The sequence below is a fragment of the Mumia sp. zg.B21 genome (assembly GCF_019550855.1).
Classification (GTDB): Bacteria; Actinomycetota; Actinomycetes; order Propionibacteriales; family Nocardioidaceae; genus Mumia.
The window spans coordinates 1,193,693-1,206,315 of the sequence record NZ_JAHWCJ010000001.1 but is presented as its reverse complement, the minus strand read 5'-3'; the positions used below and the strand labels follow the sequence as shown (position 1 = coordinate 1,206,315).

Genomic DNA, 12,623 nt, shown 5'->3' with positions numbered 1-12,623 from the left:
CCCGCGCGGACCGGTGTGGCGCCGATAACAAGTGCGCATCTACCTGGGGGTCTGTGGTTCGTGCCGCAGACGTCGGGGTTATGGTTCGAAAATCCTCCGGGCCTGGCCCGGGCACGAACAAATTTCCTGACTGAGGAGTCCCCTTGCGTCGAATGGGCAAGATCACCGCGCTGGCCGCGGTGGCTGCGCTGGCTCTCGCCGGCTGCGGCAGCGACGATGACAGCGATGACGACAACGCGAAGTCGGGCGGCAACGCGCTCGACTGCGCGGCCGCCAAGGGGGACGGCCCCAACGTCGGCATCGCCTACGACGTGGGCGGTCAGGGCGACAAGTCCTTCAACGACGCCGCCGCCGTCGGCGTCAAGAAGGCCGTCGACGAGCTCGACGCCACCTGCACCGAGGCCGAGGCCCAGGACGGCGAGGCCGAGTCCGCTCGTGAGGACCGTCTCCGCCAGCTCGCCGACGGAGGCCACAACCCGATCCTCGCGGTCGGCTTCCTCTACAGCGAGTCGGTCAACAAGGTCGCTCCGGACTACCCGGAGGTCAACTTCGACGTCGTCGACGGCTTCGATCCCGACGACCAGCCCAACGAGAACGTCGCCTACCTCGGGTTCGCCGAGGAGCAGGGCTCGTTCCTCGTCGGCGCTGCCGCGGCGCTCAAGTCCAAGACCGGAACCGTCGGCTTCGTCGGCGGCGTGAACTCCGACCTCATCAACAAGTTCGAGGCCGGATACGTCGCAGGCGCCAAGCAGGCCAAGCCGGACATCAAGGTCCAGGTGAAGTACATCGAGGAGTCCGACGCGAGCGGCTTCAACGATCCCGCCGGGGGCAAGGCCGCCGCAACCGGGATGTTCGACCAGGGCGCCGACGTGGTCTACCACGCCGCCGGCGGCTCGGGTGCCGGTGTCTTCCAGGCCGCTGTCGAGGCCGGTGACGGCATGTGGGCCATCGGCGTCGACTCCGACCAGTGGCTGACCGCCTCGAAGTCCGAGAAGCCGCACATCCTGACCTCGATGCTCAAGCGCGTCGACGTCGCCAGCTTCGACGCGATCAAGGCAGTCGACGAGGGCAAGCCGCTCGTCGGCTACAAGGTCTACGATCTCAAGTCCGACGGCGTCGGCTACGCCACCTCCGGTGGGTACGTCGACGACATCGAGGGTGAGCTCAACGGCTACGCGGACGAGATCAAGAGCGGCAAGATCAAGGTTTCGGCAGCGCCGTGATCGCCAGGTAGGGCCTCGAGTCCTATCGTGACGGTCGTGGCAGCGGACCCGGGGTGGCGTCCAGTCACCCCGGGTCCGAGCCCGTTCAGCTGGAGTTCAGAAGGAGCACGATGACGACCTCCGCGGTGGAGCTCCAGGGAATCGAGAAGCGCTTCCCCGGCGTAGTCGCGAACCACGACGTCAACATGCGGATCGCGCCGAGCACGGTCCACGCCGTCATCGGCGAGAACGGCGCGGGCAAGTCGACGTTGATGAAGATCCTGTACGGGGTGCAGAAGCCGGACGCGGGGACCATCCAGGTCGACGGTGAGGTCGTCTCGTTCTCGAGCCCGTCCGATGCGATCGCGCACGGGATCGGGATGGTCTTCCAGCACTTCATGCTGGCCGACAACCTGACGGTCCTCGAGAACGTCGTCCTCGGGGCCGAGAAGCTCCATGGCACCGGCGCGAAGGCTCGTGCCGAGGTCCGAGCGATCTCCGAGCGATTCGGGTTCCACCTGGACCCCGACGTGCTCGTCGAGTCGCTGGGCGTCGCCTCCCGGCAGCGGCTCGAGATCCTGAAGGTGCTGTACCGCGGCGCCAAGATCATCATCCTCGACGAGCCGACCGCCGTGCTCGTCCCGCAGGAGGTCGAGGCGCTCTTCGCGAACCTCGAAGGACTGAAGGCCGAGGGTCACACCATCCTGTTCATCTCCCACAAGCTCGACGAGGTCCTGTCGATCGCCGACGCGATCACGGTCCTGCGTCGCGGGACCACCGTCGGCCACCCCGACCCGTCGAGCGCCACCAAGCGGCAGCTGGCCGAGCTCATGGTCGGGTCCGAGCTGCCGTCGCCCGCGACCGAGGAGTCGACCGTCACCGAGACCGTCCAGCTGTCGGTCGAGGACCTCACGATGGTCGACGAGTTCGGCCGTACGGTCCTCGAGGGGATCAACCTGCAGATCCACCGCGGCGAGGTTCTGGGCATCGCCGGCGTGGAGGGCAACGGGCAGAACGAGCTCGTCGAGGGCATCCTCGCCATGCGGCCCGCCACCGGCCGGGTGCGCCTCGGGGACGAGGACATGTCCCGCTGGGGGACACGACGCCGGCGCGCAGCAGGTGTGGGCTACATCCCGGAGGACCGGCACCGGCACGGACTCCTCCTCGACTCCCCGCTCTGGGAGAACCGCGTCCTCGGGCACACCTACGAGGACGTCGCCGTCAAGGGCGGCTGGATCAACCGCGGTGGATCGCGGCGGGACGCGGAGCGGATCGTCGAGCAGTACGACGTCCGGACCCCCGGCATCGACACGATGGCCCGCGCGCTGTCCGGCGGCAACCAGCAGAAGTTCATCGTCGGGCGCGAGCTCTCCGGTGAGCCGAGCCTGCTCATCGCCTCCCACCCCACCCGAGGCGTCGACGTCGGTGCCCAGGCAGCGATCTGGGACCAGATCAAGGACGCCCGCCGGGCTGGCCTCGCGGTCCTGCTGATCTCTGCCGACCTCGACGAGCTCATCGGCCTCTCCGACCGGATCGAGGTCATCCTGCGGGGTCGCCTCGTCGGCACCTTCGACCCGCGTACGGTCACCCCGCAGGACCTCGGTGAGGCCATGACGGGCGGACAGGAGGAAGAATGAACCGCCTGCGCAACATCGCCGTGGCCGTGGCCGCGCCCCTCCTCGCGATCGCGTTCTCGCTCGCGGTCACGAGCCTGGTCATCGAGATCTCCGGCGGCTCTGCCGCTGACTTCATCGGGATCATCTTCTCCTGGCCGGCCGACCGGATCCTGGTCAACATCGCCAACCAGACGTCGTTGATCTACCTCTCCGCGCTCGCCGCCGCCGTCGGCTTCCGGATGAACCTCTTCAACATCGGTGTCGAGGGCCAGTACCGCATGGCCGCGTACGCCGGTGCGCTGTTCGCGGGGGCTGCGCTCCTGCCCGGTGCTCTCAACGTGATCGGGGCGCTGCTGGTGGCCGTGGCGGCCGGCGCCGCCTGGGCCGGGATCGCAGGCCTGCTGCGCGTGACGCGCGGCGTCAGCGAGGTCATCTCGACGATCATGCTGAACGCCATCGCGGTGACGATCACCGGCTACCTGATCAACACCTACGGCGTCAAGGCCGGTGACTCCCGCCGTACCGAGGTGATCCCCGAGTCCAGCCAGGTGCCGGGCTGGCAGCCCTTCGAGAAGGCCGCCGGGGAGGTCTGGACCCTCGGCCTGCTCGCCGTCCTCGCGGGAGTCGCCTTCTGGCTCGTGCTCAACAAGACACGGTTCGGCTTCGACCTGCGAGCCACCGGGCAGTCGGAGTCCGCCGCGGTCGCGAGCGGTGTGAACACCAAGAAGATGACGATCCTGACGATGCTCATCTCCGGCGGCATCGCCGGCCTCATCTGGATGCCGTCGCTGTTCGGCAGCGCCCACTACTACGGCACCACCTTCCAGGTCGGTCTCGGCTTCACGGGCATCGCGGTGGCACTCCTCGGGCGCAACCGAGCGCTGCCGATCGCCTTCGCCGCCCTGCTGTTCGCCTATCTCAACGAGCAGTCGAACCGCCTCACGATCGAGGCCGGCATCTCGGTCGAGGTCATCCAGATCACCCAGGGCATCATCGTGCTCGCCGTGGTCATCGCCTACGAGCTGGTGCGTCGATATCGCGTCCGGTCCGAGGAGCAGAGGGTCGCCCAGGCCCGCCAGGACGCGACCACCGAGGAGGTCCCGGCATGAGCACCGTGGTCACGACGACGACGCCGCCGCCTCCTCCCGCACCGTCGGCCTCGGTCGGACGGTCGTACCGCTGGCTGATCGTCACCTTCGGCTTCCTGGCGATCGTGTCGTCGGTGCGGCTGATCAGCGGCGCCCACGAGATCGACTCCGTGGGCACCATCCAGGCCGCTCTGATCGCGACCTGCCCGATCCTGCTCGCCGCGCTCGGCGGCGTCTGGGCCGAGCGCGCCGGCATCGTCAACATCGGGCTCGAGGGACAGATGATCCTCGGGACCTGGGGTGCGGCCTACTTCACCTACTTCTACGGTCCGTGGGGCGGCCTCCTCGGTGCCGCGCTCATGGGCGCCCTCGGCGGCCTCCTTCACGCCGTCGCCACGGTGACGTTCGGGGTCGACCACATCGTCTCCGGTGTCGCGCTCAACATCATCGGCGCCGGAGCCGTCGCGTTCCTCGCCGAGGCCTACTTCCGCGACCTCGACGGCGGCGGCATCAAGCAGCTCACCGGTCTCGAGACGCCACCCAAGGTGGAGATCCCCTGGCTGGGCGACGCCGCGGCCGAGCTCGCCGGCAAGCACTGGTTCGTGATCTCCGACCTCGCGGCGGTGGTCGCAGCGCTCACCCGCAACATGTCGATCATGGTCTACCTGGTGGCGGCACTCGTGCTGTTCACGGCATGGATCCTGTGGCGCACGACCTTCGGACTCCGGCTGCGCTCGTGCGGAGAGAACCCGCAGGCTGCGGAGACCCTCGGGGTCAACGTCTACCTCTTCAAGTACGTCGCGGTCGTCATCTCCGGTGTCTTCGCCGGTCTCGGTGGCTACATGCTCGTGCTCGTGGCCTCCAGCGGCTTCGTCACCGGGCAGACCGGTGGCCGTGGCTACATCGGGCTCGCGGCCATGATCTTCGGCAACTGGCGACCGTTCGGCGCCGCGGGCGCCGCGACGATGTTCGGCTACACCGACGCGATGCAGCTGCGCAACGCCGACGCCGTGCACGCGCTGCTGCTCCTGGTCGCGGTGCTGCTCCTGGTCTTCACCGTCCTGCGCCTGCGGCAGGGCGACCGCAAGAACGCGATCCTCTTCGCCGCCGTGGGTGTCGGCTTCCTGGCGTGGTTCCTGCTGAGCGACGAGGTGCCGCGCGAGTTCGCCGGCATGACGCCGTACGTCGCGACGCTGCTGGTGCTCGCGCTCGGAACACAACGGCTGCGGATGCCCGCGGCCGACGGGAAGCCGTACCGGAAGGGGCAGGCAGGATGACGGACGCAACACCCACGGTGACCGTCGACTGGCCCGCCCTGCGCGAGGCGGCTGTCGCGGTGATGGAGCGCGCGTACGCTCCGTACTCGCGCTACCGCGTGGGTGCCGCGGGCCTGGTCGACGACGGCCGTGTCGTGGTCGGCTGCAACGTCGAGAACGCGGCGTACGGGGTCGCGCTCTGCGCCGAGTGCGGGATGGTCTCGGCGCTGCACTCCACCGGAGGTGGTCGCCTGGTCGCCGTGGTGTGCGTCGACGGCCACGGCGACCCGGTGATGCCGTGCGGTCGGTGCCGTCAGCTGCTCTGGGAGAGCGGTGGGCCCCAGATGCTCCTGGACGGGCCGCGTGGCGTCGTGCCGATGACCGAGGTCCTCCCGGACGCCTTCGACGACGGCGACCTCGCGACGGGCCGCTGAGCGCCGCGGGCGATGATGGAGGCGTGAAGACCGACGTCGACCTCAGCGATCCCGCGTTCGTCGCGGATCCGTACCCGGTGCTCGCCGAGCTGCGTGCCGCAGGCCCGCTGCTGTGGCACGAGCCGTCCCGGCGCTGGCTCGCCACCACCCACGACGCGGTCAGCCAGACGCTGCGCAACCGACGGCTCGGCCGCCTCTGGCGGGACTGGGAGCCGGTCGACGACATGGAGCCGTTCAACGCTCTGCACCGCAACCAGATGATGGAGAACGAGCCGCCCGCACACACGCGGCTGCGGCGGCTCGTCGCCGGTGCCTTCGGGCGCGGCCACGTCGAACGGATGCGGCCACGCGTCGAGGCGCTGACCGCAGGGCTGCTCGACGGGCTCTCGGGCACGGCCGACATCCTCGGCGACTACGCCGAGCCGCTGCCGGTCGACGTGATCTGCGACCTGCTCGGTGTGCCGGGCGCCGACCACGCGCAGCTGCGCGCGTGGTCGCAGGCCATCGTGCACATGTACGAGCAGGGCGTCGACGACACGACCAAGCGGGAGGCCATCGAGGCGAGCGTGGCCTTCAGCGCGTACGTCGCCGAGCTGGTGGACGAGCGCAAGGCGCAGATGGCGCAGGGCATCCGCGGGGAGGACCTTCTCACCGACCTCATCGCCGAGCGAGACACCGCCTCGGGCGGCGCGGCCCGCCTCAGCGAGGACGAGCTGGTCGCCACCGTGGTGCTGCTGCTCAACGCCGGTCACGAGGCCTCGGTCAACGTCTTCGGCAACGGAGTCCATGCGCTCCTGTCGCACCCCAAGCAGCGTGACCGCGTGCTCTCCGGGGAGGTGTCGGTGACCACGGCGCTCGAGGAGATGATCCGTTACGACGCGGCGCTGCAGATGTTCGAGCGGACGGCGACCGAGGACGTCGACGTCGCCGGCACCCTGGTACGCGAGGGCGACACGGTCGCCTGTCTCATGGGATCGGCCAACCGTGACGCCGCCGTCTTCACCCACCCCGAGGCGTTCGACGTCGCCCGCGATCCGAACCCGCACGTCGGCTTCGGGATGGGACTGCACTTCTGCCTCGGTGCACCGCTGGCCAGGATGGAGCTCGAGATCTCGATCTCGCGCCTCCTCCAGCGGTTCCCCCGGCTGGAGCTGACCGGGGTCGCCCCGCGTCGGCCGACCTGGGTGCTGCGAGGCTTCGAGTCCGTACAGATCAACCTCGGGAAGGCAGCATGACGATGTCAGGGCACGACGCGGTCGAGGTGATCGCGGCGAAGCGGGACGGCCACGTGCTGACCGGATCTCAGATCGACTGGGTCGTCGACGGCTTCACCAGCGGTGAGGTCGCCGACGTGCAGATGGCGTCGCTGGCGATGGCGATCGTGCTCAACGGCATGGAGTTCACCGAGATCGCCCGGTGGACCGACGCGATGATCCGCAGCGGTGAGCGGATGGACTTCTCCGGTCTCTCGTGGCCGACCGCGGACAAGCACTCGACCGGGGGAGTGGGCGACAAGATCACGCTCCCGCTCGCCCCGCTCGTCGCGGCCTGCGGCGTCGCGGTCCCGCAGCTGTCGGGCCGTGGACTGGGCCACACCGGTGGCACCCTCGACAAGCTCGAGTCCATCCCGGGCTGGCGCGCCGAGATCTCCAACGAGGAGATGATGGCCCAGCTCGAGGACGTGGGCGCCGTGATCTGCGCGGCGGGCAAGGGGTTGGCGCCGGCCGACAAGAAGCTCTATGCGCTGCGCGACGTCACCGGCACCGTCGAGTCGATCCCGCTGATCGCGAGCTCGATCATGAGCAAGAAGATCGCCGAGGGGACGGGCTCGCTGGTCCTGGACGTGAAGGTCGGGTCCGGCGCGTTCATGAAGGACCTCGACGCCGCACGCGAGCTCGCCCGCACGATGGTCGCGCTCGGCAAGGACGCAGGCGTCGACACCCGCGCCCTGGTCACCGACATGTCGACACCTCTCGGGCTGACCGCGGGCAACGCGATGGAGGTGCGCGAGTCGGTCGAGGTGCTCGCGGGCGGTGGTCCCGCGGACGTCGTGGAGCTCACGGTCGCCCTGGCGCGGGAGATGCTCTCGGCCGCCGGCCGAGAAGACGTCGACCCGGCCGACGTGCTGGCGTCCGGTCGCGCGATGGACGTCTGGCGCCGGATGATCACGGCCCAGGGTGGGGACCCCGATGCCGAGCTGCCTCGTGCCCGCGACATCCAGGTGGTCGCTGCCGAGCGTGACGGGTTCGTCACCCGGCTGGACGCGATGGCCGTCGGGCTCGCCGCCTGGCGCCTGGGCGCAGGCCGCTCGCGGCCCGGGGAGTCGGTGCAGGCGGCGGCCGGTGTCGAGCTGCACGTGCGGCCCGGTGACGCCGTGCGCGAGGGGGAGCCCCTCATGACGCTGCACACGGACACGCCGGAGCGGTTCCCCCGCGCCCTCGCCGCGCTCGAGGGTGGCTACGACATCGGCGACGCGGCGCCCTCCGTGGCCGGCTCCCCGGTCCTGGAGCGCATCGTCTGACGGCGGCGAACTAGGCTGACCCGATGGTCAGTCCCGAGCAGATCGCACGCGTCCCGAAGGTCCTCCTGCACGACCACCTCGACGGCGGTGTTCGTCCGTCGACCGTCGCCGACATCGCGGACCGCACAGGGCACGAGCTGCCGGTCGACGATCACGCCGCGCTCGGGCAGTGGTTCGCCGACGCCGCGAACTCGGGCAGTCTCGTGCGCTACCTCGAGACGTTCGAGCACACGGTCGGTGTCATGCAGACCACCGAGGATCTCGTGCGTGTGGCGCGCGAGTGCGCCGAGGACCTCGCCGACGACGGCGTCCTCTATGCCGAGGTGCGCTGGGCGCCCGAGCAGCACCTTCGTGAAGGGCTCTCGCTGACCGGCGCCGTCGACGCGGTACGCGAAGGCTTCGCCCAGGGGACGGCGGAGGCCGCACGTCGCGGCCGCACGATCCACGCGCGGCAGATCCTGACGGCCATGCGGCACCAGGCGCGGTCGTTGGAGATCGCCGAGCTGGCGGTCGCCTACCGCGATCGCGGTGTCGTCGGTTTCGACATCGCCGGAGCCGAGGCCGGCTATCCTCCGACCCGCCACCTCGACGCCTTCGAGTACATGCATCGCGAGAACGCCCACTTCACCATCCACGCGGGTGAGGCGTTCGGGCTGCCGTCGATCTGGCAGGCGATCCAGTGGTGCGGTGCCGACCGGCTCGGTCACGGCGTGCGCATCATCGACGACATCGACATCAGTGACCCAGAGCGTCCCCGACTGGGCCGGCTGGCGGCGTACGTCCGTGACAAGCGCATCCCGCTCGAGCTGTGCCCGTCGTCGAACGTGCAGACCGGGGCGGCCGCGTCGATCGCCGAGCACCCCATCGGCACGCTCGCTCGGCTCGGCTTCCGGGTGACGGTGAACACCGACAACCGCCTCATGAGCCAGACCTCGTTGTCACGCGAGATGGGCCTTCTGGTGGACGCCTTCGGCTACGACCTGGACGACCTCAGATGGTTCACGGTGAACGCGATGAAGAGCGCGTTCCTGCCGTTCGACGAGCGCCTCGCACTGATCCAAGATGCGATCAAGCCTGCTTATGGTATTTAGCAATTCGGACTCTGCTACCTTGTGCGCAGTCGTGTGTGAAACGTGCCACGAGTTAGGGAGATTCTATGGGCGGGCGTCATGCCGTTGCCAAGGAGTCCGATTCCGGCCACAAGTGGCAGTACGGCATCGGGCTCGTGGTCATCGCCACCATTTTGACCGGGGTGTTCGTCCTTCAGGAGGACGACAACCCCGCTGCTGCGTCGTGCTCCACGACGCGCGACGTCACCGTCGCGGCCGCGCCTGAGATCGCGCCGGTCGTCGAGGCGGCGACCAAGCGCGTCAGCGGCGACGCGTGCGCGAAGTTCACGGTCGAGCCACAGGCTCCCGCTCTCGTCGCGCAGACGTTGGCGATCGGCGAAGGCGCACCCGATCTCTGGATCCCGGACTCGTCGCTCTGGCTCGCCCGCGTCAGCGCGCAGCTCGTCGAGGGCGCGCAGGGGCCTCAGGAGATCGCCAAGTCGGTTGCCCTGTCACCGATCGTCCTGGCGCTGCCCAAGGACGGCCCCGGGCGTCCGGAGACGTGGCTCCAGGCGATGTCGGACCCGAAGTTTACGACCGGGGACGCGCTCGCCACGACCTCGGCGGCTGTCCCTCTGCTTGCGGCGCAGGCCGAGGCGGCCAAGGGGCTGACGAGTGCCGACCAGGTCAGCGCGACGATGGTCACCATCGCCCAGCGGCAGTCGGTCACCACACCCAAGACCAATCCGTCGGAGCTCCTCGCGGAGGTTGCGAAGGCCGGGGGCAGCACGGTCGTGAGCGAGCAGGCGTTTGCCGCGCAGGAGGCCAGCCCGTTCGTCGCGGTCGTCCCCCAGACGGGCAGTCTGCTACTCGACTACCCGATGGCGGCGACGTCGGACAACCCGGGCAACAAGGAGGTCGGCAAGGCGCTCGCCTCGGCGCTCGGTTCGGCCGACGGCGTCAAGGACCTCACCGCCGCCGGGTTCCGGACCCCGAAGGGCGAGCCCCTGCCCGAGGGCGTGGGCGTCGGCAAGTTCGCCCCCATCACGATCGACAACCCTCAGCTGGTCGCGCAGACGTTGCGCAAGTGGTCCGTCATCGCCCTGCCGGCGCAGATGCTCTCGGTAGTCGACGTGTCGGGCTCGATGGAGGCGCAGGCCGGTGACTCGAGCCGGATGGCGTTGACCGTCGAGGCGGCGCTGACCGGCCTGTCGCTGATGCCCGACTCCTGGTCGGTCGGCTCGTGGGCCTTCTCCCACCGGATCGACGGCACGCAGGACTGGAAGAAGCTCGCCGCGATCCGCAAGCTCGGCACCGTCACCAATGGCGTCAAGCACCGTGATCTCGTCGTCGACGCGACGCGATCGATGCCCTCGCTCGTCGGAGGCGGCACCGGCCTGTACGACACGACCCTCGCGGCGTGGCGCACGGTGCAGGCGCAGTACGACCCGAAGTCGATCAACTCGGTCGTGATCCTGACCGACGGAAAGAACGAGGACGCCAACAGCCTCTCGCTGTCGGAGCTGCTCGCCACGCTGCAGCGCGAGCGTGACCCCGCTCGCCCGGTGATCGTCATCACGATCGGCATCACGAAGGACGCGGACGCATCGGCGCTCGAGAAGATCGCGAAGGCCACGGGCGGCCAGTCCTACATCGCCCGTGAGCCGGACGAGATCGCGAACGTGTTCGTCAAGGCACTGGAAGCCCGCGGTTAGCTCCACCCGCATGCCGTCGCTCCGCCCGGGACATCGGGGCGGAGCGGCGGCGTCGAGGGACGCCGCCGGCAGCCGTTCACGAGTCAAGGAGCAGACATGGGCGGGCGACACGCCGGGGACAAGGACCTGGGGGCTCGCGGGGGCCTGAAGTACGCGGTCGGTGCCGTGGCGCTCGTGGTCGCGGTCGCGGTGGTCGGCGTTCTGGTGGCTCGCCACGACGACCCTTCCGCATCAGCAGGGTGCGGCTCCGACGTGGTGGTGCGGGTCGCCGTCGCCCCGGAGGCGGAGGATCTCGTCGCCGCGGCAGCACGACGTGTGGATCGCGGCTCGTGCCTCGCCTACGAGGTGGTGGGAGAGCCCCCGGCGCTCACCGCGCAGTCGGTGGCGATCGGTGACGGCGCGCCGGAGCTGTGGGTCCCGGACTCGTCGGTGTGGGTGTCGCGGGTGTCGTCCCAGCTCGTCGAGGGCGTCGCTGCGCCGAAGACGGTCGTGCGTTCGATCGCCAGCACCCCTGTGGTCCTGGCGTGGCCGAAGTCAGACGGACCCCACCCCTCGTCCTGGCTCTCGGTGCTCACCAGCGCGACGTTCACCGCGGGCGACCCGCTCGCCACTGCCACCGCCGCGGGGCCGCTCCTCGCTGCTTACGCGGAAGCTGCCCGCGGAGTCTCGCCCACGACGTTCAACACCGTGAGTGCCGCTCAGGTGAGGCTCGCGCAGCGCCAGTCCGGCAACCCGCCTCCGACCGATCCGGCGGCGCTGCTCGCGGCGGTCGCGAAGTCGGGCGGCAGCACGGTCGTCAGCGAGCAGGCGTTCAACGCCTGGTCCGAGTCGTCTGCCGCGTTCGACCCGGTGCTGCCGACCTCGGCCAGCCTCGCGCTCGGCTATCCGCTGGTGGCGGTCTCCGGTGACTCCGAGCACGACGAGGCGGCGGAGGCACTGGGTGATGCGCTGATGTCGAAGCCTTCACAGGCCGCGTTCACGAAGGCCGGGTTCCGCTCTCCTCTGGGTGAACCCTTGGAGTCGGGACGGAGCGTCGGTGACTTCGAGGCGATGTCCCTCTCGGACGACGCGATCGTCGCCGACACCATCAAGAGGTGGTCGCTCATCGCGATGCCGGCCCGGGCGCTCGCGGTGATCGACGTGTCCAAGCAGATGAAGGCGCGTGCTGGCGGGTCGACCAAGATGGCGCTGACCGCGCAGGCCGCACTCAAGGGCCTTGGCCTGATGCCGGACTCGTGGGCGCTCGGTACGTGGGTGTTCTCCGAGAAGCTCGACGGCAAGAAGGACTGGAAGGCGCTCGCATCGATGCAGCGCCTGGACGCGAAGGACGGGGCGGGCACCCAGCGCCAGAAGGTGACCCGTGTCATCCAGAGTCTGCCCAAGCGGGTCGGTGGGCGCACCGGGCTCTATGACGTGACGCTCGCGGCCTACCGTGAGGTGCAGGCGTCCTACGATCCCAAGACGGTCAACTCGGTGATCATCCTGACCGGCGGGCGCAACGACGACCCCGGGAGCATCTCCCAGGGCGAGCTCGTGGCGGCGCTGCAGCGCGAGCGGGACCCAGCACGTCCGGTCGTGGTGGTGGCGATCGGTATCACCCAGGACGCGGACGGCTTCGCCCTGCAGAAGATCGCCACGGCCAGCGGCGGGCAGGTCTACCTCGCGCGCGAGCCGGACGAGATCGTGGACGTCTTCATCAACGCCTTGCAGTCGCGCTACTGAGCCTTCGCGCTACTGAGCCG

Annotated in this window: 10 protein-coding genes; all 10 read left to right on the top strand. The window is 69.6% G+C overall.

Going from position 1 to position 12,623, the window contains the following annotated elements:
• The first annotated feature begins 152 nt into the window (after positions 1 to 152).
• The 10 genes from KV100_RS05930 to KV100_RS05885 all read left to right on the top strand — a co-directional run bounded on the left by KV100_RS05930 (position 153) and on the right by KV100_RS05885 (position 12,603).
• The gene (locus KV100_RS05930; protein WP_220341943.1) at positions 153 to 1,223 is read left to right on the top strand and encodes a BMP family protein; all 1,071 of its coding nucleotides are present in this window, start codon (positions 153 to 155) and stop codon (positions 1,221 to 1,223) included.
• A 110-nt stretch (positions 1,224 to 1,333) separates the two neighbouring features.
• On the top strand, positions 1,334 to 2,839 hold the full coding sequence (locus tag KV100_RS05925) for an ABC transporter ATP-binding protein (protein ID WP_220341942.1): 1,506 nt from the start codon (positions 1,334 to 1,336) through the stop codon (positions 2,837 to 2,839).
• Positions 2,836 to 3,927, top strand: coding sequence for an ABC transporter permease (locus KV100_RS05920; RefSeq protein ID WP_220341941.1), 1,092 nt, complete (start codon positions 2,836 to 2,838; stop codon positions 3,925 to 3,927). Before KV100_RS05925 ends, KV100_RS05920 begins: the two co-directional genes overlap by 4 nt.
• Positions 3,924 to 5,183 carry an ABC transporter permease gene (locus KV100_RS05915; RefSeq protein WP_220341940.1) on the top strand — a complete coding sequence of 420 codons (1,260 nt, stop codon included), beginning with the start codon at positions 3,924 to 3,926 and terminating at the stop codon, positions 5,181 to 5,183. The genes KV100_RS05920 and KV100_RS05915 overlap by 4 nt, the downstream gene beginning before the upstream one ends.
• Positions 5,184 to 5,200: 17 nt before the next feature.
• Positions 5,201 to 5,596: a cytidine deaminase gene (locus KV100_RS05910; protein ID WP_220342527.1), complete on the top strand. Its 396-nt coding sequence runs from the start codon at positions 5,201 to 5,203 to the stop codon at positions 5,594 to 5,596.
• A 23-nt stretch (positions 5,597 to 5,619) separates the two neighbouring features.
• A complete protein-coding gene (locus tag KV100_RS19905) occupies positions 5,620 to 6,831 on the top strand; it encodes a cytochrome P450 (protein ID WP_220341939.1) in 1,212 nt (403 codons plus the stop codon).
• A gap of 2 nt (positions 6,832 to 6,833) precedes the next feature.
• The gene (locus KV100_RS05900; protein ID WP_374197350.1) at positions 6,834 to 8,117 is read left to right on the top strand and encodes a thymidine phosphorylase; all 1,284 of its coding nucleotides are present in this window, start codon (positions 6,834 to 6,836) and stop codon (positions 8,115 to 8,117) included.
• 23 nt (positions 8,118 to 8,140) lie between these two features.
• Positions 8,141 to 9,208, top strand: coding sequence for an adenosine deaminase (locus tag KV100_RS05895; RefSeq protein ID WP_220341937.1), 1,068 nt, complete (start codon positions 8,141 to 8,143; stop codon positions 9,206 to 9,208).
• A gap of 65 nt (positions 9,209 to 9,273) precedes the next feature.
• Complete coding sequence (locus KV100_RS05890) at positions 9,274 to 10,881, top strand: substrate-binding and VWA domain-containing protein (protein ID WP_220341936.1); 1,608 nt, start codon at positions 9,274 to 9,276, stop codon at positions 10,879 to 10,881.
• A 96-nt stretch (positions 10,882 to 10,977) separates the two neighbouring features.
• On the top strand, positions 10,978 to 12,603 hold the full coding sequence (locus KV100_RS05885; RefSeq protein ID WP_220341935.1) for a substrate-binding domain-containing protein: 1,626 nt from the start codon (positions 10,978 to 10,980) through the stop codon (positions 12,601 to 12,603).
• Positions 12,604 to 12,623 lie beyond the last annotated feature (20 nt).

What these genes read in the sequence shown, in the direction of transcription:
- KV100_RS05930 (WP_220341943.1), top strand. Translation starts at nt 153, where the DNA reads ATGGGCAAGATCACCGCGCTGGCCGCGGTGGCTGCGCTGGCTCTCGCC.
- KV100_RS05925 (WP_220341942.1), top strand. Translation starts at nt 1,334, where the DNA reads ATGACGACCTCCGCGGTGGAGCTCCAGGGAATCGAGAAGCGCTTCCCC.
- KV100_RS05920 (WP_220341941.1), top strand. Translation starts at nt 2,836, where the DNA reads ATGAACCGCCTGCGCAACATCGCCGTGGCCGTGGCCGCGCCCCTCCTC.
- KV100_RS05915 (WP_220341940.1), top strand. Translation starts at nt 3,924, where the DNA reads ATGAGCACCGTGGTCACGACGACGACGCCGCCGCCTCCTCCCGCACCG.
- KV100_RS05900 (WP_374197350.1), top strand. Translation starts at nt 6,834, where the DNA reads ATGTCAGGGCACGACGCGGTCGAGGTGATCGCGGCGAAGCGGGACGGC.
- KV100_RS05895 (WP_220341937.1), top strand. Translation starts at nt 8,141, where the DNA reads ATGGTCAGTCCCGAGCAGATCGCACGCGTCCCGAAGGTCCTCCTGCAC.
- KV100_RS05890 (WP_220341936.1), top strand. Translation starts at nt 9,274, where the DNA reads ATGGGCGGGCGTCATGCCGTTGCCAAGGAGTCCGATTCCGGCCACAAG.
- KV100_RS05885 (WP_220341935.1), top strand. Translation starts at nt 10,978, where the DNA reads ATGGGCGGGCGACACGCCGGGGACAAGGACCTGGGGGCTCGCGGGGGC.